Below are 22,128 nucleotides of genomic sequence, written 5' to 3'. Positions count from 1 at the left end.
GGCCAAAGGGATCAGACTGTAAATCTGACGGCTCTGCCTTCGAAGGTTCGAATCCTTCTCCCTCCACCATCATTCAGCAAACCCGGTCTGGCGCCGGGTTTTCGCATATCTGGCCTGCCCCATCTGCTATTTCTCTTCCCTCCAGTGCCTTATAGCAGTGGCCTGCTGCCAATCACGCAATAAAAACGGGAGGCCAGCGCCTCCCGTTTACTCTCATCTCTGCCTTGTTACAGAGTGACGTGTTACAGGGTAAAGCGATAGAAGATATCGACCGCCTGAGCCACCCCGCTCATCGCCTGCAGATAGAGTCGTGGCAATACCTCATAGCGCAGCTTGAATTCGGCGATGGGGCTGAAAACCCCGACCCCGTACTGGAACTGCAAGCCCGGTAGTAGATATGCAGACAGAGTCACCTGGGTGTTGTCACCACTGCCCGCGGTATCGAGGGAGACATCGCTCATCCCCAGCGACTCGCCGATACTCGACACCACGCCATTGGCCTGACTCACCGCACCGGCCACCAGCAGACCGTTGAAACCGCCATCCTCACCGCCGGTCTGCAACCCTTTGCCGCGCAGCAGATAGGAGAGTTGTTCCGACTGCGCCATCTGCGGTTCGGAGTAGACAGTGATCTCAGGCTTGCTGGCAGGGCCGGTCACCCGCACCCCGACCGTCACCTGACCCTCGATGGTATCGGGATCCCGGTTGGCCTCGATGTTGAGGAACGGCCGATCCAGCGGACCGGAGAAGAGGATCCGCCCCTCCTTGATGATGAGGTTCTGACCGTAAGCCTTGAAGCGGCCGTTGGTCAGCACCAGCTGGCCATTGCCAGCCAGCGGTTTCTCGGGATCCTGACGGATATTGAGGCCACCGGAGACATCGGTCTTCAGCCCCATGGCATCGAGCTTCACATCGTTGCCAAGACGGATCGCCACCTTCATCGCCAGCGGCAGGCTGGCCTGCTTGGGGGCCGGGGGCAGATCGTCATAGACCACGGTCACATCATCTGAGACTGCCACCGCCGAATCCGGCAGGCTCTTGACCAGAATGCGCGCCCAGGGAATATCCACCTGACCGGTAATCCGGGTCTCCTCCCCCAGCGACACCGCGATATCGGGCGAGACTCTGACCCGGCCCATGCCCGGATATTGCGCCTCCAGCTCCTTGCCCTGAATGGTGAGGCTGCCGCTGACCGGCATCTTGGCCCAGCTGAGCCAGCCGCCCAACGCCAGCGGCCCCTTGCCCACCAGCATGGAACCATCGAGCTCGGCGCGGTTGCCCTCGATCTTGAGGCGGGTCACCAGCTTGGTCAGGGTCACCATATCGGAGTGAGTCTGCACTTCACCGTCACGCAGGTTGAGCTGGCCAAACAGCAGGGGCGCCGCCAGGGTGCCATCGAAACGGGCATCGGCGGAGATGATCCCTTGCAGAGAGCGCACCTCAGGGATGAGCGGCGCAAAGGTATTGAGCTTGAGATCGTCAAACTTGAGCTGACCACCGAGCAGACCGCGACCGGCGGGCTCCCTGATCAGCAGATCGGTATCGATATTGCCGATCTGCTTGGAGGCAAAATCGAGGCGAATGGCCGCCTGCTGCCGCTCGAAATCCAGGGCCAGAGCCAGCTGCTGATAGTCGGTCTTGAGGCCATCTGCCACAAAAGTGCCCGGCGTGGTGCGCACCACCGCATGCAGGGTCGGCTGATTGCCACGCCAGCTGGCACGCCCATCGGCGGAGAGCGTCGCCTGCCAGCGGAAGTTGTCCGGCAACCAGGGGCGCAGCCGTTTGAGATCAAACTCGCTCAGGGCAAACTCCAGGGTGCCCTGCGCAGCGGAGACCTGACTCCCCTTGACGCAGAGGCTGGCCCCCTGGGAACCGAGGCAGAGATCCCCCATGGCCAGACGCTGACGCGGCAGATCGAGATCCAGTGCCCACGGGGAGCTCAAGTCCCAACGGCGCAGCGGGGTTTTCAACTGCAACTCGGAGAGCGCCCCGCGCCAGTGATCCCCGCGCACGCCGCCACCCAGTTTGAGGTTGGCCGCAACAGGGTCACCCTTCATGGTCAGGGTCAACAGATGCTGACTGATATCGCCGCTGAGGTTCAGGGCCAGCTGGCTGAGCTTGGTTTCGCCCTGTTTCAGCTGCGCCACCAACAACGCGAGCTCACCGGCCGGTTTGGCACCGATCACCGCATTACCCTTGAGGCTAATGCCCTTCAGGTCGGTGCCGGCATAGTAGAGCCGGTCGGAGACGAGATCCGCATCGATTTTTGGCGTCTGCTGATTGCCACTGACCTTCACCTGTCCCTTGATATCCCCTTTCAGGCCGGGATAGATCCCCCCCAGCTGGGGAGCCTGCAGGTTGGCATCGAGCTTCCATTGGGCAGTGCTGATGCTGCCCTTGGCCTGCAACTGGTTGGGGCCACTTTGCAGCGAGAGCGCCGGGATCTGCCACTCCATCTTGTCGTTGCCGCTAAGCTCCCCCTTGAGGGCCAGCGGGTACTGGTTGAGCTTGCCATCCACCTTGAGCTTGGGCAGTTTCAGCTCCCAGTGGCCCGCTTCGTTCATCACGAAACGGCTCTCCAGCTCACCGGCCAGCGTCCCTTTCAGCTCAGGCAACAGCTCGGCCGGATTGATCCCCTTGAACAGAGTGGTCCCCTGCCACTCGATCCCCTTGTTCCATGCCAGCTTGCCATCGAGCTTGAGCTCCCCCTTGAGGCCATTGAGCTGCAAGGCGATCTTGCTGAGCCGATCCAGATCTCCCTTCCCTTCCAGCGCAAGCTTGAAGGGGGGGACATCGGTTCCCTTGCCGGAGGTATTGAGGGCAAACTGGTAGCCGGAGAGCTTGCCCTTGGCGGTCAGGCTCCCCTTGTCCAGCCGATAGCTCGGCTCATCTTTGGCAGGCTTATGAAATGGCCAGCCGAGGCTCTTCCAGTCGAGGGCCACATCAAAAGGGAGATCCGGGTCGAGGGCGGCCAGCGAGCCCTTGAGATTGGCAGCAATCGGCCCCTTGGCCGACAACGCCAGCCCCAGCTTGCCGACCGAACCGCTCAGCGCCAGCGTGGCCTGCTCCCCTTGCAGCTCGCCATCCAGCAACCCCTTGCGAGCCTTGGCATCCAGCGTCACCGCCAGCGGATAGTCATCACTGAGCTGGATGTGTCCCTTGAGCGCCAGATCGGCCATGGCGTGGCGCAGCGACAGCTCGCGCACCTCGATGCGATCGTCGGCAGCAGTGGCCGACAGCAGCAACTTGTCGAGCCCTTCAATCAGCTCGCCCTGCTTATATTGCACCCGGGTCGCGCTGACCCCTTCCAGCTGGATGGGAAAAGGAAGATGAATGGCGGGCAGGAGAATGGGGGCAGCCTTTGTCGTATTTGCAGCTGGCGCCCCTTTGCCCCGTTTGGCTGTCTCGGCGCTGGCCTTGTCGTTGCGCGCCACCGCAGCACCGGCTTGCTTCTCGTTAGCGGCCGGCTGCTTGGCAGATTTGGCTGCGCTGGCGGGCGCCGCGTCATCCAGCGTCACCGTCAGGTTATCGAGCACCGGGCCGCGTACAATCAGCCCCTTGCGGTTGAGAGTGGCGCCGATATCGAGGGACCCCAGCGTCACGGCCACACCCGGCACTGCCAGATCGAGATCGGCCACCTTGAGGCTGTCGATCTGAATTTTGAGTGGCAGCGGGCGCCAGACAAAGGGTTCGGATGGTTCTTCCGGTGCGGGCTCGGAGTCGGCTACCTTGACCACCGGATGGGTCACCGCCAGGGATTTTATCCAGAGCTTTCCCTGCAGCAACTTGCCCAGATCCCAATCGAGCACGGCGCGATCCACAGTGACATCCACCAGCTCATCCTGCCAACCCGCCCCTTCCAGAGTCCAGCCATAGCCAAGCTGGCCCGCCACCAGCTCCCCCTTGAGGGAGGGCAGCGCCCCTTTGGCCTGTTGCCACAGCCACTTGTTGCCCTGATGGGTAAAGCCCAGCAGGCTGACACCGATGAGCAGCAGGAACACCAGCCCCATCAGCCAGAGAAAAATGCGTTTTAGCCAGATCACAATGCAGACCCCCGCGCAAGATACAGCCGCAGCGGCCAAAGAAAAAAGCGTTTAGACAACATCATAATTCAGGCCCCAATGCGAAATGCAGCCGCAAGGGCTTGTCCTCCTCCGATACCCCGACCGCCAGATCCAGCCTGACCTGACCGATGGGGGTGACCCAGCGTACACCGACGCCGGTACCTATTTTCCAGGGCTCGCTGTAATCGGTAGTTGAGGTACCGCCATCCACAAACATGGCCCCCAGCCACTTCTCGCTGAAGCGGTAGTTGTATTCCAGACTGGCCACGCTGGTGTAGCGGCCACCGGTCAGCTTGCCATCCGGCCCGGTGGGGGAGATGCTCTCATAACCAAAGCCGCGCACCGTCTGATCGCCACCGGTAAAGAAGCGCAAGGACGGTGGCACCAGCGAGAAGCTGTCACCTATGATGGCCCCCTGCTCTGCCCGCATCAGGAATCTGTGGTTATCGCCGAGGGTACGCAGCCACTTGCTGCGCCCCCACACCCGCATAAAGCTGATGTCGGAACCCCATCTGGGGTCGGAGAACTCCAGCGTCAGCTGCTGGCGATCCCCCCAATCGGGCACCAGAGTGCCGCGCACCCGCAGTCGGGACCAGGAGACCCCGGGGATCAGCAGCAAGCTGTTCCCCTCGTCGGCGCCCTGGGTATAGATCTCGTTCTCCAGCCGGATAAAGACGTCCCGATCCCAGCTCTCCGGCCGCCGCGTCCAGCGGTGTACACCGATGGTAGTGAGATCGGAGCGGGTATCGTTGTTGTCCTTGTACTGGTAACCGGTCTGGATGGAGTAGTAGTCCCGCAGCGGGTTACCCACCGGGATCTGGTAGTCGAAGCTGAGCTCGGCCTCCGGCGCCGACACCTTGGCGGTGGCAAACAGACGGTGGCCATAGCGGTTGACCCAGGGCTTCTCCCAGGTGGCACTCATCCGCGGCCCTACGTCGGTGGCGTAACCGATACCGGTCTCGATTTCGTGATCGACCCGGTTATCCAGCGTCACCGCGATGGGCACCCGATAGTTGCTCGCCTCGCTCAATACCGGCTTGATATCGACCTGACGGAACAGCTTGGTGGAGGAGACATCCTGCGACATCTCGGCCAGACGGATGGCAAGATAGGGGTCACCGCTCTTGATGTTGATAAGCGGGCGAATAAGGTGGAGTGCCTCGGGGGTGGCATCGTAGCGGATCTCGCCGAAACGGTAGCGATGGCCCGATTCGAACAGAATGAATATCTCCGCCGTCCCCTTGTCCGGGAACACCTTGACCTGACTCTTGCTCAGCTTGGCATCAAAGTAACCGCGGGCCAGCCCGAGGCTGCCCAGATCCGCCTTGATGGATTCATATTTGGCGTGATTGAGGGGTTCACCCTCTTTGAGGGGCAACTTGTCCAGCAGGGCGCTGTAGAGCTCGTCGCTGCCTGCATCCCCCTCCAGCAGAATATCGAGGCGGGAGACGATGACCGGCTCCCCCTTGTCCACCTCAATCACCACTTTGGAAGGGGTTTTCTTGTCGCGGCTCAGGGTGATTTTCGGCTGGTAGTAGCCATATACCTGCAGCGCTTTTTGCACGCTCTCGGTGATTTTGGCGCGGGCCGGGCGGTATTGCCGCTCCTGATAGACAGGCAGGGCATTGAGATAGGCTTCAACGTTATCCTTGTTCTCCCCTTTCAACCCCTTGACCTGATAGGTGAGCTTGGCGGCAAACGCGGGCGAAGCCAGCAGCGACAGCAACAGGCCCACCCCCAGTACCCGCAGGCCGCGGCGAAACGCAGGGCCGGACAGTGAACACCCTGCCAGCAGGGATGAAATGCATCCTGTCAAAGGTCAATATTCCTGAATCTGTGGTGAAGGAAACCAGCGCCCTTTCGGGCCAACCCCGAATGCGGCGCAGCACGCCATGCCGTGCATGGCCGTGACACAAAAATGCGCGCCAGAAAAATAGCGAACCTTATCCTAACATAGGCATCGGCCAGCGACAGCGCGGTGCCATTGGCAAATTCACCATATCTTTTAAGAGGTTGACCACAAATCACACATTTTGGTGACAATGACGCCGCCCGCTTTCCCGATGAGGGCGAATTGACCTGCCCTGAACAAGGTTCACTTCGTCGTCAGGCACCATTTGTCACCTCTCCCCCTCTCTTTACCACCAGAAACCCACCACGACAGAGTTTGTCGGCATCGCCCCACCCTCACCGTTTAACAGACCCGGCACACCCTAAAGCCCGCCGTAGCGGGTGATTAAGAATTGCTCGTTCAGCGCAATCGAATTATCCCGCTGCCTTTGCAGACGTCCCTCCCTCACACTTGAACCATCAACTGAAGGAGACACATCATGCATGCACGTAGCGAACAGATGGCTGACTATATTGCCGATCGTCTCGAGTTCATCACCTTTCTCGCCTGCTGCAGCGCCCTGCTGGCCCTGCTGAACGGCATGAGTGGCCAACAGGCGCTGGCCTTTACCGCCCTGAACCTGCCGTTTGGCCTCGGTATTCTGTTGGGGATGGCGATGCTGGCCCCCCTGCCCGTCCACTGGCGGCTGCCGGGGATCACCTTGCTGCTGGCAGGTTGCGCCCTGATGACCCTGCAACTGGGGGGGGAGTGGCTCAATCCGCTGGCTATATGGAGCCTCTACGCCCTGCTCGGGCTGGAGATCATCTGGCAAGCGCGTCCCCGCGCAGTGCTGGCAACCCGCGCTCGCCAATAGGAGCGACGATCGCCGGTAAATGGCGGGCGGTGAGGGCTGACGCAGGTGGCAAATTGGGGTACTCTTGCGCCCCCATTTGTCAATACGATGTGCCGCCATCCTGGCGTAAACAATCGTCACCATCACTTCCAGGAGCGCCCCGATGAAAAAAGCCTGTGCCCAGCACATTCTGGTCAAGACCGAAAAACAGTGTCTGGAGATCAAGGAGAAGATCGAGAAGGGAGCCGACTTCGGCCAGATGGCCAAGCGCTTCTCTACCTGTCCCTCAGGCAAGCGTTTTGGCGATTTGGGAGAATTTTCCAAGGGAGATATGGTGAAAGCATTTGACGATGCCGTATTCAAAGGTGAACTGCTCAAGGTGCTGGGGCCGGTGCGCACCAAGTTCGGCTTCCATCTGATCAAAGTGCTCTATCGCAACTAAGTCATCACAACTGACCATCTTCTCGGTGAAGCTCCCGTCAGGCGGGCTTCACCTCCCTCTGCATTCCCCTCGCAAAACTGACCAAAACCACGCCAAACTCGCATCAATTTACTAACGTTATCAGGCAATTAAGTTTATCCTTCTCGGCATTGTCCACATTCGACGATGGATCCCGTGCTATGCCCCGCTCTTGCTTGTGGCCCCTGCTGGCCTGGTTACTCCCGCTCGCTGGCGCCCTCGGCAGCCGCTTTCATCTCTGGCCCTGGTGGATCGGTTTTGCGATCTGTCTCATCGGAACCCTTGTCTCCCTGATCTTGCTGGTACGACTGCCCTGGAGCCGTAACCGCTATGCCAGCGGCCTTGGCGCCTTGCCACTGCTGCTACCGCTGACCTTTGTGCTGCAGGCGCTGCGCATGCCGCTAATCAACGATGTGAGCACAGATCCCTACAATCCCCCCCAACTGCGCTGGGCGGCAGAGCTCAGAACGGCGCAGGATCTGCCAATAAATAGCGCACCGCTGAAAGCAGTTGAGGCAAAACCCGGTCCTCTCTTTACCAGGGTCTCTCCTGCCGAAGTGGTGATTGAAGCCAACGAACTGATGCAGGAGCTGGGCTGGCAGGTACGACCCAGCCCCGACGGTCTGGATGCGGTGGTTACCACCGGCTGGTTCGGCTTTCAGGATGATGTGGCGCTGCGGGTCTTTGCTGGCCCCAAAGAGACCCGCATCGATATGCGATCAGCCTCCCGTCAGGGGCAAAGCGATCTGGGCACCAACCGGGCGCGGATCGAGGATTTCCTGACCCGCCTGAATGAGCGCCTCGGCCAGGCCTACAAACCCAATTTGAAACCGTAAGTGTGAAACAACAAGAAGGTAACTGATGCGCGTTGAGGTCAAACCCGACCGGGAATATGCCTGGTTTATCCGCCCCTTTTTCTGGCTGCAAAAGCGCAACTATGGTCAGGTGCTTATTCCGGGCAAATGCTGGGGCCGCTCGCCGCGCCTGTTTGCCGCCGTCGCCACCCTCTACGGCGTCATCAACCGCAAGCGCTCCCCCATCGACCCCGTGCTGCGCTCGCTGGTGACGGTGCGGGTCTCCCAGCTCAACTGGTGTCGTTTTTGCGTCGACATCAACGCCATGACCCTGGTAAAGAGAGCCGGCTCCAGCGAGAAGGTGGAGGCGCTGGCCAACTGGCGCGAAAGCTCCTTGTTTGACGAGCGGGAGAAAGCGGTGCTCGACTACACCGAAGCGATGACTGGCCTCGATGGGGTGAGCGATGAGCAGGCAGCCCGCCTCAAGCCCTGGTTCGACGACGATGCCATGGTGGAGCTGACCGGCCTTATCGCCTTCCAGAACATGTCGGCCAAGTTCAACGCCGCCCTCGATATCGCCCCGCAGGGCTTCTGCCAGCTGCCGGTGCAACCGGAACGCCCCGCCCAGCCAGACAGCAAGGACGCCTGATGAACCGGACCCGCGTGCTGCTTGCACTGGTGATGGGGAGCCTTATCGGCGCCTTTTTTACCCTCGATCTTGGCCGTTACCTCACTCTGGACGCCTTGCAGACCCAGCAGGCGACAGTGGCGCAATGGGTTGACAGCCACTTTGTCACGGCCAGCCTGCTGTTCGTGCTTATCTATGTGCTGAGCACCGCCCTCTCCCTGCCCGGCGCCAGCCTGCTCACCCTGGGTGGCAGCGCGTTGTTCGGCGTCGCCTGGGGGCTGCTGCTGGTCTCCTTCGCCAGCACCCTAGGCGCAACCCTGGCTTTTCTCAGCGCCCGCTTTCTGCTGCGCGACTGGGTCACCGCCCGCTTTGGCGACAAGCTGGCCACCTTTCAGTCCGGCATGGCGAAGGAGGGGGCCTTCTATCTGCTGAGCCTGCGCCTCATCCCCATCTTCCCCTTCTTTCTGGTCAATCTGCTGATGGGGCTCACCCCCATCAGAGTCAGCACCTACTACTGGGTCAGCCAGCTTGGCATGCTGCCCGGCACCTTCGTCTACGTGCTGGCGGGCAGCGAGCTTGGCCAGTTAACCAGCACCGGCAATATCCTCTCCCCCGGCCTGATGGTGGCGCTGACCCTGCTGGGGCTGATGCCCTGGCTGGTCAAAAAATTGACCGCGCACCTCGCGCTGCGGCGCCAACTCGCCCCTTACCGCAAACCCGCTCGCTATGACTACAACCTGCTGGTGATCGGTGCCGGTGCAGGTGGGTTGGTTACCAGCTATATCGCGGCAGCGGTGAAGGCCAAGGTGGCGCTCATCGAGAAGCACAAGATGGGGGGCGATTGCCTCAACAGTGGCTGCGTCCCCTCCAAGGCGCTGATCCGAAGCGCCCGCTTTGCCGCAGAGCAGCGTAAAGCCGACGAGCTGGGCTTTAGCCCAAGCCACTTCCGCGCCGATTTTGCCGCCGTGATGGAGCGGGTAGCTGAGGTGATCAAGGAGGTCGAGCCCCACGACTCCATCGAGCGCTATCAGGGGCTTGGGGTGGAGTGCATCGAAGGAGAGGCGCGGCTGGTCTCACCCTGGGAGGTAGAAGTGAACGGCCAGCGCCTTGCCAGCCGCCATATCGTCATCGCCACCGGCGCTCGGCCGCTGGTGCCCAAGCTGCCGGGGCTGGATCAGGTGCCTTACCTCACCTCGGATAGCCTCTGGCAGCTGCGCACCCCGCCGCGCCGCCTGCTGGTGCTGGGCGGTGGCCCCATCGGCTGCGAACTGGCCCAGAGCTTCGCCCTGCTCGGCATTCCCGTGACCTTGGTGGAACTCTCGGAGCAACTGCTGCCCCGCGAAGAGAGAGAGGTAGCCGACGCCCTTGCCGGGCAGATGAGCCGAGATGGCGTGCAGCTACTCACCGGCTGGCGCGCCGAACGAGCCGACTATCTGCCCGCAGCCAAGGGGGATCTCCCCATCCGGCTGCAACTGCGCCGGGGCGATGAGACACAGGTGGTGGAAGGTGATCAACTGCTGCTGGCACTGGGTCGGGTCGCCAACGTCAGCGGCTTCGGGCTAGAGGAGTTGGGGGTCGAGCTTGCCCCCCGCGGCACCATAGCGGTCGATGGTTTTCTTGCCACCAACTTCCCCAGCATACTGGCGGTGGGAGACGTAGCGGGCCCTTACCAGTTCACCCACTTCGCAGCCCATCAGGCCTGGTATGCGGCGGTCAATACCCTGTTTGGCCAGTTCAAGCGCTTTCGGGCCGACTATCGGGTCATTCCGGCGGCCACCTACACCACGCCGGAGATTGCCCGGGTTGGCCTCAATCGCAAGGAAGCCGAAGCGCAGGGGATCCCCTTCGAGGCGACCCGCTTCGAGCTGGCCGAGCTGGACAGAGCCATTGCCGATGGGGAGCGCCACGGTTTTGTCGAGGTGCTGACCGTGCCGGGCAAGGATACTATCCTTGGCGCCACCATAGTGGGCACTCACGCCGGTGAGCGGATCGCCGAGTTCGTGCTCGCCATGCGTCACCGCCTCGGTCTTGGCAAGATCCTCGGCACCATTCACGCCTATCCCACCCTGATGGAGGGGAACAAATATGTGGCGGGTGAATGGAAACGGGCCCACCAGCCCACCCGGATGCTGGCGTTGCTGGCCCGTTATCACCGCTGGCGCCGTGGCGCCTGACAACCAGGGAAACGTTTATGATCAAGCCATTCTCACTGCTCGGCTCACACCTCAACTCGCACCGCAACTCTTGGCTCAAACAGCGGCTAAACGCCCTGCTGTGCGCCCTGCCACTGCTGGCCAGCGGCCCGCTGTTAGCCACTCCTGATGACAACTGGCAACGGACCCTTGAGGAGGCGAAGGGGCAGACCGTCTACTTCAACGCCTGGGGCGGCAGCCCGGAGATCAACGCCTATCTGGTGTGGGCCGGGCAGGAGCTGGCGCGCGACTATCAGGTCAAGCTGGTGCAGGTGAAGGTGGATGACATCGCCCAGAGTGTCAGCCAGCTGCTGACCAACAAGCAGGCGGGCAAGCAAGCAGGCGGGCCCATCGATCTGCTCTGGGTCAACGGCGAGAACTTCAAGGCGCTCAAGGAGCAGGGGCTGCTCGGTGCTCCCTTTACCACTGAGCTGCCCAACATGGCGCTGGTAGATAGCACCCTGCCGGTGAGTGAGGACTTCACCCTGCCGGTGGAAGGGCTGGAAGCCCCCTGGGGCATCGGCCAGCTAAATCTGATGGTCGACACCGAAGAGGTCGCCAGAGCGCCCACCTCGGCTGCAGCCCTGCTGGCATGGGCCAAGGCCCATCCCGGCCGCTTCACCTATCCCAAGCCGCCCCAGTTCCATGGCTCCAGCTTTCTCAAGCAGATCCTGCTGGAATTGACGCCAAACCCCGCCCCCCTCTATCGGGAGGCGACCGATACCGAGTTTACCCAACTCACCGCCCCGCTCTGGGCCTGGCTCGATGAGCTGCATCCGGCACTCTGGCGCAAGGGCAAACTGTTCCCCAGCAGCGCCGCCGAAACCCGCCAGCTCCTCGATGATGGCGAACTCGCCATGGCCATCAGCTTCAATCCGCAGGAGGCGCAAAGCGCCGCCCAGATTGGCGCCCTGCCCCCCAGCGTGGAAGCGGTCGCCATGGAAAAAGGTGCGCTCACCAACAGCCATTTTCTCGCCATCCCCTTTAACGCCAGTGCCCGTGCGGGTGCCAAGGTGGTCGCCAACTTTCTGCTGAGCCCGGCGGCGCAGGCACGCAAGGCCAATCCGGCATTCTGGGGGGATCCCAGCGTGCTGCGCAGCGATGCCCTGCCGGACACCGCCAAGGGACAACCGGCACTGCGCTTCAAGGCCGTGGCAGAGCCCCATCCCAGCTGGCAGCTCAGGCTCGAAGCCGCCTGGGCCGAGCGTTACGGCCACTGATGAGTGCTTCTGGTCACCAACTTGCCCTCTCCCGACCATGGCGCCGGTTGACACGCCACCCCAGTATGAATGTGGGGATGGCGGTCATTTATCTGGCGCTCTTCGTCATCCCATTGCTGGCGGGACTGTGGCAACTGCTGGCGGAAGGGATGACCGCCTCTCATCTTGCCTTGCTGCTGGCCCAACCCGGTCTTTGGCACTCCGCTGCGCTGAGCCTGTGGATTGGCGCCGCCTCAACCCTCGGTAGTCTGCTGTTGACCGCCCTGCTGTTGGCCCACAGCGACAGCCGGGCTTTCGGGCTGCTCCACCGTCTGCTCTCGCCCATGCTGGCCATGCCCCACGTCGCCTTTGCCATCGGCTTTGCCTTTCTGCTCGCCCCCTCCGGCTGGCTGCTGCGGCTCGTCTCGCCAGCGCTGACCGGGTTTGAACTGCCTCCCGATTGGCAGACCATTCGCGACCCTTGGGGGCTCGGGCTGATTGCACTGCTCGTGTTCAAAGAGACCCCCTTTTTGCTGCTGATGGCCATGGCCGCACAGCAACCCATCTTGCTGGCACGCCAGCAGTGGCTGGGGGCGAGCCTTGGCTTCAGTGCTCCCCAGATCTGGTGGCGCCTGCTGCTGCCCGCCCTCTGGCCTGCCCTGCGCCTGCCCATCTATGCGGTGGCGGCCTACGGAGTGGCGGTGGTGGATCTCGCCCAGTTGCTCGGGCCTGATGCCCCCGCCCCGCTGGCGGTACGGTTGTGGCTCTGGTATCAGGACCCGGATCTGCTCTGGCGCGGCGCCACCGCCAGCGGCGCCCTGCTGCTGCTCGCCATCACCGCGCTGTTGATCACCTTGCTCAGATTACTGGAGTGGTTTCATCAAGAGCTGGGCAAAGGCCGCTGGCTCGATGGTAAACGGGCGGCGCCCCACTCCTTTGTCAACCGGCTCGCAGCAGGCGTTGCCTTCACCCTTATCACCCTCAATCTGGCGGTGCTGGGGGCGCTGCTGCTCTGGTCGCTCGCCCGGCGCTGGCCCTTTCCCGCCCTCTGGCCGAGCCAGTGGAGCGGCCGTTATTGGTTCGAACTGCTGCCGACCCTGTCGCCGCTGCTGGCCAGCAGCATCCTGCTGGCGCTGGCGAGTGGGGCGATAGGGCTGGCGATGGCAGTGCTGAGTCTGGAGGCACAGGCGGGCCGTCGCCCCTGGCCGCTCTGGCTTATCTGCCTGCCGCTGTTGCTGCCACAGGCCAGCCTGCTGTTCGGTATCCGGCTCGGGGTGGACTGGTTCAGCCTCGGGTGGGGGGGCGATGGCATAGGCTGGGGCTGGGTGCTCTGGAGCCAGCTGCTGTTTGTCTTTCCCTATGTCTATTTGTGCCTGCACGGCCCCTATCGCCAGTTCGATCCTCGGATCACCCAGAGCGCCCTGCTGCTGGGGGCCACGCCATGGCGAGCCTGGTGGCAGGTCAAAGCGCCGCTGCTGGCGCGCCCACTGCTGTTTGCCTTTGCGGTGGGGGCGGCGGTGAGCCTGGCCCAATATCTGCCGACCCTGCTGTTTGGCACAGGCCGGGTCGTCACCATCACCACCGAAGCGGTGGCCATCGGCAGCGGCCTCAACCGGCGGCTGGCTGGGCTCTACGGCCTGCTGCAACTGCTGCTGCCGCTCGTTATCTACCTGCTGGCACTCTGGCTGCCGGCGCGGATCAATCCCGCGCTCAAGGGGAGCGGCTCACGATGAACTCTGATGATGGAAACAGCCATATGCTGAGCACCACGCCTCTTCGCCTCTATCTGGAGGAAAACCTGCTGTTTTCACTGCCCGCCCTGCAGGTGGCGCCGGGCGAGGTGCTGACCCTGATGGGGCCCAGCGGCTGTGGCAAGAGCTCGCTGCTGGCGGCGCTGGCGGGGGTACTGCCCAGCGCGCAGACAGATAGCGGCCCGATCCGGCTGGAGGGGGAGATAAGACTCGGCGAGCGGCTACTCAACGCCCTACCGCCGCAAGCGCGGCGCATCGGCATGCTGTTTCAGGATGATCTGCTGTTTGACCATCTGACGGTGGCGGAGAACTTGATGTTCGGCATGCCAGCGACCATCAAGGGAAAACGTGCGCGGCGGGAAAAGGCGCTGACCGCATTGGCACAGGTCGCGCTGGCGGACCAGGCTGACAAGCTGCCGCAGCTGCTGTCAGGGGGGCAGCGGTCGCGGGTCAGTCTGCTGCGAGCGCTGTTGGCCGAACCCGATGCCCTGCTGCTGGACGAGCCCTTCTCCCGCCTCGACAAGCCGCTGCGGGCCGCCTTTCGCGAGCTGGTGTTCGCGCAGATCAAGGCGCTGGCCATCCCCGCCATCCTGGTGACCCACGATGCGGAAGACGCGCCGGGCACCATACTCCACCTCACCGAATCCTGTTTTTAACCGAGGAATTCACCTTGTTTGATCGCCATCTGATCCCCGTGATCCGCAGCCCCCTCACCCAACTTGCCAAACCGCTCTGCCGCGCCGGGATCAGTGCTAATCAGGTGAGCCTCACCGGCTTTGCCATCGGCATTCTGGCTCTGCCGCTGCTGGCCTTTGGCTGCTATCAGTGGGCGCTGGCGGCCATCCTGCTCAACCGGCTGCTGGACGGGCTCGATGGCGCCGTGGCGCGGGAAACCGGCATCACCGACTGCGGCGGCTTTCTCGACATCACGCTGGATTTCATCTTCTATGCCGCCGTGGTACTGGGCTTTGCCCTCGCTGCCCCCGCCAATGCGCTGCCTGCCGCCACCCTGCTGTTTGCCTTTATGGGCACCGGCTCGAGCTTTCTGGCGTTTGCCATCATGGCGAGCAAGCGGGGCATCGACAATCCGGTCTACCACCACAAATCCCTCTACTATCTGGGCGGCCTCACCGAGGGGAGCGAGACCATCGCCCTGTTCGTGCTGATGTGCCTGTGGCCCGCGGCCTTCGCCCCGCTCGCCTACGGCTTTGCCCTGCTCTGCGCCATCACCACCCTGACCCGACTCTGGAGCGGCTACCACACTCTACGTCCCCCCCAGCCCTAAACTGCAAAGCCCTCACAGAAGGGCTAATCCATCGCACGATGAATTGGCGGCAAACAAGGCGCACGGAACACTTGCACGGGGATGGCAATGTTTTACCATGGCGGCACTTTTATCAGTCTCTTTGAGAACCCTATGCGTCGCCTTGCCTCTCTTCTCACTCTGTCATTATTCCCCCTGCTCGGTGGCTGCAGCAGCGCCCCAGCGCCAAAACCCGTGGTCGTCCCCCAGCCCAAGAGCGCCTTTATCAATCAGGCGCCATCGAGCAAACCCGTTTATACACAAGGGGTTAGCAAGGGGGACTTCGCCAATCGCCCCAACGTGGACCGGTTCGTCCAGAAGATGGTCGAGAAGCACGGTTTTGACAACGCCCAGCTGCATCAGGTGCTGGCACAGGCAGAGCGTTACGACTGGATCATCCGCCTGATGGATGCCCAGGCGCCGACTACCGCCAAGCCCACCGGCCCGACCGGCGCCTGGAACCGCTATCGCGCCAAGTTCATCACCCCCGACAACGTACAGAACGGCGTCAACTTCTGGCGCGAATACGCAAGCGAGCTGAACCGGGCGGAGCAGATCTACGGGGTGCCGCCGGAGATCATCGTCGGTATTATCGGGGTCGAGACCCGCTGGGGCCGGGTGATGGGCAAGACCCGCATTCTGGATGCGCTGGCCACCCTGGCGTTTGATTACCCGCGCCGTGCCGAGTTCTTCACGAGCGAACTGGAAGCCTTCCTGGTGATGACCCGCGACGAGGGGATGGATCCCACCGAACCCAAGGGCTCCTATGCGGGCGCCATGGGCTACGGCCAGTTTATGCCCTCCAGCTTCCAGCGCTATGCGGTGGACTTTGACGGCAACGGCCACACCAACCTGTGGGATCCGGTGGATGCTATCGGCAGCGTCGCCAACTACTTCAAGGCCCACGGCTGGGAGAAAGGTCAACCGGTCGCGGTGCGCGGTCAGGGCCAACTGCCCGGCTATGAGCATGGCTTCCAGACCCGCTACCCCATCGCCACCCTGCGCCGCGCAGGGCTGACGCCAACCAGCAGCCTGGGCAACCACAGCGAAGCGAGCCTGCTACGCCTCGATGTCGGCACCGGCTACCAATACTGGTACGGCTTGCCCAACTTCTACACAATCACCCGTTACAACCACAGCACCCACTACGCCATGGCGGTGTGGCAGCTGGGGCTGGCGGTGAAGGCAGCGCGCTGACAGACCGCGAGCAGCAGATAAAAAAAGGAGCCTTAACGGCTCCTTTTTATACCAATTACTTTATTTATTCACGGTAGATTGACCCGAAATCAGACCCCGGCCTTGGCCAGTGCCGCGGAGACGATCTGCTGGGCCTCTTGCTGGATGAGGTCGAGGTGCGCGTCGCCCTTGAAGCTCTCCATATAGATCTTGTAGATGGACTCGGTGCCGGAGGGGCGCGCCGCGAACCAGCCGTTCTCGGTCACCACCTTGAGACCGCCGATGGCAGCATCGTTGCCCGGCGCCTTGGTCAGCTTGGCGATGATGGGCTCACCGGCCAGGGTGGAGGCTTCTACCAGAGCAGGATCCAGCTTGGAGAGCACCGCTTTCTGGGCACTGTTGGCCGGAGCGTCGATACGGCGATAGCTGGAGCGGCCAAATTTGGCTTCCAGCGCGTCGTAGTGGGCCTGCGGATCCTTGCCGGTGACCGCCAGAATTTCCGCCGCCAGCAGCGCCAGAATGAAGCCATCCTTGTCGGTGGTCCAGACGGTGCCATCTTTACGCAGGAAGGAGGCGCCTGCGCTCTCCTCGCCACCAAAGCCGAACTCGCCGCTGTAGAGGCCATCCACGAACCACTTGAAGCCGACCGGCACCTCTTTCAGGGTACGGCCAATCTCGCCGGCAACCCGGTCGATCATGGACGAGGAGACCAGCGTCTTGCCGACGGCTGCATCGGCAGACCAGCCGGTGCGATGGGTAAACAGATACTGGATTGCCACCGCCAGATAGTGGTTCGGGTTCATCAGGCCGGACTTGGTAACAATGCCGTGACGGTCGTAGTCAGGGTCGTTGCCAAGGGCGATGTCGAACTTGTCCTTGAGGGCGATCAGGCTGGCCATGGCGAACGGGCTGGAGCAGTCCATCCGGATCTTGCCGTCTTTATCCAGGGTCATGAAGGAGAAGGTCGGGTCGACCTTGTAGTTCACCACCTCGATGTTCAGACCGTAGGTCTTGGCGATGACGTCCCAGTAGGCGACGCCGGAGCCGCCCAGCGGATCGACACCGATCTTGATGCCCGCGTTCTTGATGGCATCCATGTCCAGCACGTTTTTCAGATCATCCACATAGGGGGTGACATAGTCGTGCTCGACCACGAACGGGCTCTTGAGCGCCTCGGCGAACGGCATCCGTTTCACGCCGGCCAGACCCGCTTCCAGAATGGCGTTGGCACGGTCCTCCACCCACTTGGTGATCTCCCCTTCGGCGGGGCCACCATGGGGCGGGTTGTACTTGAAGCCACCATCTTCCGGCGGGTTGTGGGACGGGGTGATCACCACGCCGTCAGCACGGGCAGCCGGTTTGCCTGCATTGTGGCGCAGGATGGCGTGCGAGATGACCGGGGTCGGGGTAAAGCCGAGGCCAGCCTGAATGCGGGTTTCAACGCCGTTGGCGGCCAGCACTTCGACTGCGCTGGCAAAGGCGGATTCGGACAGGGCGTGGGTATCCATGCCGACAAACAGCGGGCCAGTGATGCCGGCCTGCTGGCGATACTCCACCAGGGCCTGAGTCACCGCCAGAATATGGGATTCGGTAAAGGCGCTGTGCAGGGCGCTGCCACGGTGGCCGGAGGTACCGAAGGCAACTCGCTGCTCGGGGCGGCTCATGTCCGGCTTGTTAAGGTAGTAGGCGCTGACCAGACGGGGAATGTTGGTCAGGTCGCTTAAACGGGCCGGCTGACCGGCGTGGGAATGCTGAGCCATGGCGTTTTCCTTGCGTAATGGCGGCCTTGCCGGGCAAGGCCTGAGTCTTGAAAAACCGTTAGATTGCGCCGCACACCTGCGCGATCACCTCGTCACCGTAACCCATGCTGCTCATCAGCTGGGCCACCATGTTCTGCTTGCGACTGGTGTTGGTGTTGGTGATCACCCAGAACGGGGTCTCCGGTACCGGCTTGGGCTTGGTGGTGCTGCCACTGGCGCGCAGAGCCTCGGGATCCCGTGAGAAATAGACGCGCTTGCGCCCCTTGATTTCGGTGGCCTGGGTAAATCCGACCGGATCGTCCCGGTAGAGGGTACTGAGCACCTGCATGAAGCGGTTGATGGACTTCTCTTCCTTTTGCAGCTCACCGGAATCGAGCAGGGCTTGCAGCCCTTGTTGGGTGGCTACCGCACTGGGCTGCGCGACGGCAACGGGCTCGGCAACCGGCACACCTTGGTGAGCAGGCTGTTCCAGCAGACGGCGCAGGATATCGGAGGCACTCTCACCAATGTGCCGGGTCTGGCTGGCGATATAGAAGTAGAGATCGTCATCAAGCTCGATGGTTTTCATAGGGATGCGCTGGACTCGTCGAAATTCGGATGCGGCGATTATACATAGGCAAACCCGACAGCCCAAGCAAGGGGCTGGCAGATGTACATGAATCTCATCGAGAATACGGCATAATAGTGGGCCAAGTGTGTGATCAGCCGCACTGATAGCCGATCCGGACGGGATTTTTTAGAAAAAAAACCACATTTATTTCCCATCCGCTGGACGAAATCCTTTTCTTTCCAGTGCGTTAAATAAAACAGCGATACGCACTCACGACCGACAAGGTGTCATTTTGCAACAAAAGAGCGTAGTGAACTTCAAAGAGCAGGGTCAGGGACCGGCCGTCATTCTGATCCACGGGCTGTTTGGCAGCCTCGACAACCTGGGTCTGCTGGCCCGCGCCCTCGGCGAGCACTATCGGGTCATCAGCGTCGATCTGCGCAACCACGGTGCCTCCTTTCATAGCAGCGAGATGAGCTATCCGGCCCAGGCAGCCGATATCCTGACCCTGATGGATCGGCTGAATATTGCCGAAGCGACCCTGATTGGTCACTCGATGGGTGGCAAGGTGGCGATGCAGGTCGCCAAGCTGGCGCCAGAGCGGGTGAGCAAACTGGTGGTAGCTGACATGGCGCCAGTCGCCTATCCCCACTCCCGCCACCAGAATGTCTTTGCCGGCCTCAACGCCACACTGCGCACGCCGCCGCAAAGCCGCAGTGAAGCGGAAGCCATGCTGGCGCAGCACATCGAGATCGCCGGGGTGCGCCAGTTTCTGCTCAAATCCTTCGCCAGAGGCGAGCAGGGCTGGGGTTGGCGCTTCAATGTGCCCGCCCTTGAGCAAAACTACGCCAACATCATGGGCTGGCCAGAGGATGAGCATCGCTTCGAGGGGCCGGTGCTCTTTATCAAAGGGGGGGATTCTGACTATATGCAGCCCCAATACAGCGAGGCCGTACTGGCCCAATTCCCGGCGGCAAAGGTGCGTGTCATCGCCGGAACCGGCCACTGGCTGCATGCTGAAAAACCGATGTTGTTCAACAAACTGGTTGTGGATTTCCTGTCGACAGGCGGTTAACAGTTCCAAATCCTTTGTGATATAGTGCGCCCGTCATAAGGAGTGTGCGCAATCCATGCTAAGTGAACATATCGACCTGATCGAAAGTTTGGGCCTCAAGTTATTCTTTGTGGCCATTTTCATATTGATTGGCCTGGCCATTCAGGACGTGCTCAAGCGCGGCAACGTGCCCCGTTTCGGTCGTTTTATCGTCTGGTTGGTACTGTTTCTGGGTTGTGCGGGTTTTGTCGCCAAGGGGCTGATCGAACTGGGCTGGGAAGGCTCAGGACTCGGCTAACTTATTTTCATCTGTGATGTATGGCCAAACAGCAAACTGATCGAACAACACTGGATCTGTTCGCAAATGAGAAGCGCCCCGGCAGGCCAAAGACCAATCCACTCCCCCGCGAGACCCAGCTCAAGATCAACAAGCGTAACCAGCTTAAGCGCGATCGGGAAAATGGGCTGAAGCGGGTAGAGTTAAAGGTGGAGGCCGAGTTGCTGGAGCGCCTGAACCAACTTGCGTTACAACAGAACATCAGCCGAGCCGAGCTGATCCAATCTATCCTGAAACAACAGATTGAGTCCGCCTTTGCGGTGGACATTGCAGTCTGAGCGTCAAGCATTAACACCAAATACGGGTAACTAAACACTATGGCAAGTGTAGGTCTGTTTTTTGGCAGCGATACCGGTAACACCGAAGCTGTCGCCAAGATGATCCAGAAAGAGCTGGGCAAAAACCTGATTGAAGTCCGTGACATCGCCAAGAGCAGCAAGGCAGACATCGAGAGCTTTGATCTGCTGATGTTCGGCATCCCGACTTGGTACTACGGCGAAGCCCAGGCCGACTGGGACGACTTCTTCCCCGATCTGGGCGAAATCGACTTCACCAACAAGCTGGTCGCCATCTTCGGTTGCGGTGATCAGGAAGACTATTCCGAGTACTTCCTCGATGCCATGGGCACCCTGCGCGACATCGTCGAAGCAAAAGGCGCCATCATCATCGGTCACTGGCCGACTGCCGGCTACGAGTTCGAAGCCTCCAAGGCACTGGTTGATGACAAGCACTTTGTCGGTCTGGGTATCGATGAAGATCGCCAGCCGGAGCTGACCGCCGAGCGCGTCAAGGGCTGGTGCAAGCAGCTGCACGAAGAGATGTGCCTGGGCGAGCTGGAGTAATCCGCTTCCCCTCATATCTCTGACAACAAGGGCCCTGACGGGCCCTTGTTGTATCTGCAAGTGGCGATGCCTGCCTTCATTCTCCCCTGTTATTCACCTCTGTGCTCCGGTTTGGCTCGCACATAGAGGGTGCGCTTGACCTGCGCCACCAGCTCGCCGCTCTTGTCCTGTACCGTCACCTCGAATTCGGGGAAGTGTTTGTTGCCACCTTCGGTCGCCGCCACGATTTCGGCCAACTTGCCCTCGGTCAGGTTGAACTCGGCCACCAGCTTGCCCTTGCCCGGCTTGATGTAGTTGATGCTGCCCGCCTTGTCCCAGACGTAGTAGCGATTCTTGAAGTAGCCCATCAGCATCAGTGGATAGATGGGGTCCGTCATGGCAAACATGCTGCCGCCAAACTGGGTGCGGTTGGCGTTCTTGTTCCACCAGCGGGATTTGAGGGTCACCCGGCAGTAGCGAAAGTCATCGCTCAGGGTCTCTATCTTGATACCGGCACCCCAGAAAGGGGGCCAGGCGTTGAGTGCGCGGCGCACCCAGGCCGCATTGTCAAAAAGCCAATCCATGGATCTCATCCGACCAGAATATGAAAGTTACATCTTATCAACATCTGCCATGCCAGCAAGTCGGACGACACGATTGATTATTTCAATCCAACCGGCCCTTTATGGCTAAACCCCTTGAATTGCTGGGTTTATTTTTAGGGAGGCTACGACCTATAATGACAGGCCAAGCGAGTTCAAGGTTGCCATTCCTGCGGCAGTCCATCAGAATAACCCCACCTTCGAGAATGCGAATAAGTAGAATATGGCAGACAACAACCAAGCGTTAAAAAAGGCCGGGCTCAAGATCACCTTGCCCCGGGTCAAAATCCTGGAAATCCTGCAACAGCCGGACTGCCAGCACACCAGCGCCGAAGATCTCTATAAACGACTGATCGACCTGGGTGAAGAGATTGGTCTCGCTACCGTCTATCGCGTTCTCAACCAGTTTGATGATGCCGGTATCGTTACCCGTCACCACTTCGAAGGTGGCAAGTCGGTATTCGAGCTGGCCACTCAGGAGCACCACGACCACCTGGTTTGCCTCGACTGCGGCAAGGTGATCGAGTTCTCCGACGAAGTGATCGAACAGCGTCAGCGCGAGATCGCCAAGAAATTCAATATCCGTCTCACCAACCACAGCCTCTACCTCTACGGTCATTGTGCTACCGGTGAGTGCAAGCACGACGAATAAGTCGCCCGCGACTTGCAGATAACGGTGTCTAGTCCTGAAATAGGTTTACACATTTTCAACTAGCATTTCTCTACTCAGAACCCCCTATGTACCGCATCGGG

The 22,128-nt window shown here is 61.1% G+C and carries 20 protein-coding genes; 15 read left to right on the top strand and 5 right to left on the bottom strand.

From position 1 onward, the window contains the following. Positions 1-242 precede the first annotated feature (242 nt). Together G5149_RS20705 and G5149_RS20700 are read right to left on the bottom strand one after the other, a co-directional pair. On the bottom strand, positions 243-4,043 hold the full coding sequence (locus tag G5149_RS20705) for a translocation/assembly module TamB domain-containing protein (protein ID WP_421213582.1): 3,801 nt from the start codon (positions 4,041-4,043) through the stop codon (positions 243-245). Between the two features lie 61 nt (positions 4,044-4,104). Beyond that, the gene (locus G5149_RS20700) at positions 4,105-5,880 is read right to left on the bottom strand and encodes an autotransporter assembly complex protein TamA (RefSeq protein WP_139406364.1); all 1,776 of its coding nucleotides are present in this window, start codon (positions 5,878-5,880) and stop codon (positions 4,105-4,107) included. Between the two features lie 514 nt (positions 5,881-6,394). Here G5149_RS20700 and G5149_RS20695 point away from each other — a divergent pair. The 10 genes from G5149_RS20695 (at position 6,395) to mltB (ending at position 16,272) form a co-directional block, all read left to right on the top strand. Then, positions 6,395-6,769, top strand: a complete 375-nt coding sequence (locus G5149_RS20695; protein WP_421213581.1) for a hypothetical protein — start codon at positions 6,395-6,397, stop codon at positions 6,767-6,769. 142 nt (positions 6,770-6,911) lie between these two features. Beyond that, positions 6,912-7,190, top strand: coding sequence for a peptidylprolyl isomerase (locus G5149_RS20690; protein ID WP_040066119.1), 279 nt, complete (start codon positions 6,912-6,914; stop codon positions 7,188-7,190). Between the two features lie 179 nt (positions 7,191-7,369). Next, positions 7,370-8,044, top strand: coding sequence for a DUF1499 domain-containing protein (locus G5149_RS20685; RefSeq protein ID WP_421213580.1), 675 nt, complete (start codon positions 7,370-7,372; stop codon positions 8,042-8,044). 25 nt (positions 8,045-8,069) lie between these two features. After that, entirely contained in the window at positions 8,070-8,651 is a 582-nt protein-coding gene (locus G5149_RS20680; RefSeq protein WP_005344442.1) for a carboxymuconolactone decarboxylase family protein, read from the top strand. Beyond that, positions 8,651-10,804, top strand: coding sequence for an FAD-dependent oxidoreductase (locus G5149_RS20675; protein ID WP_421213579.1), 2,154 nt, complete (start codon positions 8,651-8,653; stop codon positions 10,802-10,804). The genes G5149_RS20680 and G5149_RS20675 overlap by 1 nt, the downstream gene beginning before the upstream one ends. A gap of 17 nt (positions 10,805-10,821) precedes the next feature. Then, a complete protein-coding gene (locus G5149_RS20670; RefSeq protein WP_421213578.1) occupies positions 10,822-12,042 on the top strand; it encodes an ABC transporter substrate-binding protein in 1,221 nt (406 codons plus the stop codon). A 77-nt stretch (positions 12,043-12,119) separates the two neighbouring features. Further along, positions 12,120-13,754 carry an ABC transporter permease gene (locus G5149_RS20665; protein WP_421213576.1) on the top strand — a complete coding sequence of 545 codons (1,635 nt, stop codon included), beginning with the start codon at positions 12,120-12,122 and terminating at the stop codon, positions 13,752-13,754. Between the two features lie 23 nt (positions 13,755-13,777). Continuing rightward, positions 13,778-14,428: an ATP-binding cassette domain-containing protein gene (locus tag G5149_RS20660; RefSeq protein WP_421213584.1), complete on the top strand. Its 651-nt coding sequence runs from the start codon at positions 13,778-13,780 to the stop codon at positions 14,426-14,428. A gap of 14 nt (positions 14,429-14,442) precedes the next feature. Continuing rightward, positions 14,443-15,057, top strand: coding sequence for a CDP-alcohol phosphatidyltransferase family protein (locus G5149_RS20655; protein ID WP_421213574.1), 615 nt, complete (start codon positions 14,443-14,445; stop codon positions 15,055-15,057). Between the two features lie 132 nt (positions 15,058-15,189). Then, positions 15,190-16,272 (top strand): lytic murein transglycosylase B, encoded by a 1,083-nt coding sequence (gene mltB, locus G5149_RS20650; protein ID WP_421213573.1) that lies wholly within the window; start codon positions 15,190-15,192, stop codon positions 16,270-16,272. An 89-nt stretch (positions 16,273-16,361) separates the two neighbouring features. On the opposite strand, the gene pgm is transcribed toward mltB, so the two are convergent. Both pgm and seqA read right to left on the bottom strand, forming a co-directional pair. Next, complete coding sequence (gene pgm, locus G5149_RS20645; RefSeq protein WP_021231101.1) at positions 16,362-18,011, bottom strand: phosphoglucomutase (alpha-D-glucose-1,6-bisphosphate-dependent); 1,650 nt, start codon at positions 18,009-18,011, stop codon at positions 16,362-16,364. Positions 18,012-18,069: 58 nt separating this feature from the next. Then, positions 18,070-18,579 carry a replication initiation negative regulator SeqA gene (seqA, locus tag G5149_RS20640; protein WP_421213571.1) on the bottom strand — a complete coding sequence of 170 codons (510 nt, stop codon included), beginning with the start codon at positions 18,577-18,579 and terminating at the stop codon, positions 18,070-18,072. A gap of 292 nt (positions 18,580-18,871) precedes the next feature. Here seqA and G5149_RS20635 point away from each other — a divergent pair, with 292 nt between their 5' ends. From G5149_RS20635 to fldA, 4 genes are read left to right on the top strand one after another with little or no spacing between them, the layout of a single operon-like run. Then, entirely contained in the window at positions 18,872-19,636 is a 765-nt protein-coding gene (locus G5149_RS20635; protein ID WP_421213583.1) for an alpha/beta fold hydrolase, read from the top strand. A gap of 55 nt (positions 19,637-19,691) precedes the next feature. Continuing rightward, the gene (locus G5149_RS20630; RefSeq protein WP_005334296.1) at positions 19,692-19,913 is read left to right on the top strand and encodes a DUF2788 domain-containing protein; all 222 of its coding nucleotides are present in this window, start codon (positions 19,692-19,694) and stop codon (positions 19,911-19,913) included. A 20-nt stretch (positions 19,914-19,933) separates the two neighbouring features. Continuing rightward, complete coding sequence (gene ybfE / locus G5149_RS20625) at positions 19,934-20,230, top strand: LexA regulated protein (RefSeq protein ID WP_005334297.1); 297 nt, start codon at positions 19,934-19,936, stop codon at positions 20,228-20,230. A 39-nt stretch (positions 20,231-20,269) separates the two neighbouring features. After that, positions 20,270-20,794, top strand: coding sequence for a flavodoxin FldA (gene fldA / locus G5149_RS20620; RefSeq protein ID WP_005334298.1), 525 nt, complete (start codon positions 20,270-20,272; stop codon positions 20,792-20,794). An 89-nt stretch (positions 20,795-20,883) separates the two neighbouring features. On the opposite strand, the gene G5149_RS20615 is transcribed toward fldA, so the two are convergent. Continuing rightward, positions 20,884-21,357, bottom strand: a complete 474-nt coding sequence (locus G5149_RS20615) for a DUF4442 domain-containing protein (protein ID WP_005334300.1) — start codon at positions 21,355-21,357, stop codon at positions 20,884-20,886. 241 nt (positions 21,358-21,598) lie between these two features. Here G5149_RS20615 and fur point away from each other — a divergent pair, with 241 nt between their 5' ends. Then, positions 21,599-22,027, top strand: a complete 429-nt coding sequence (gene fur, locus G5149_RS20610) for a ferric iron uptake transcriptional regulator (RefSeq protein ID WP_005334301.1) — start codon at positions 21,599-21,601, stop codon at positions 22,025-22,027. Positions 22,028-22,128 lie beyond the last annotated feature (101 nt).

Origin of the sequence: Aeromonas sp. 600479, from assembly GCF_049175515.1 — a bacterium.
In the GTDB taxonomy this organism is placed as follows: domain Bacteria; phylum Pseudomonadota; class Gammaproteobacteria; order Enterobacterales; family Aeromonadaceae; genus Aeromonas; species Aeromonas veronii_A.
The sequence above is the reverse complement of the archived record's forward strand: the minus strand, read 5'-3'. Positions and strand labels throughout refer to the sequence as shown.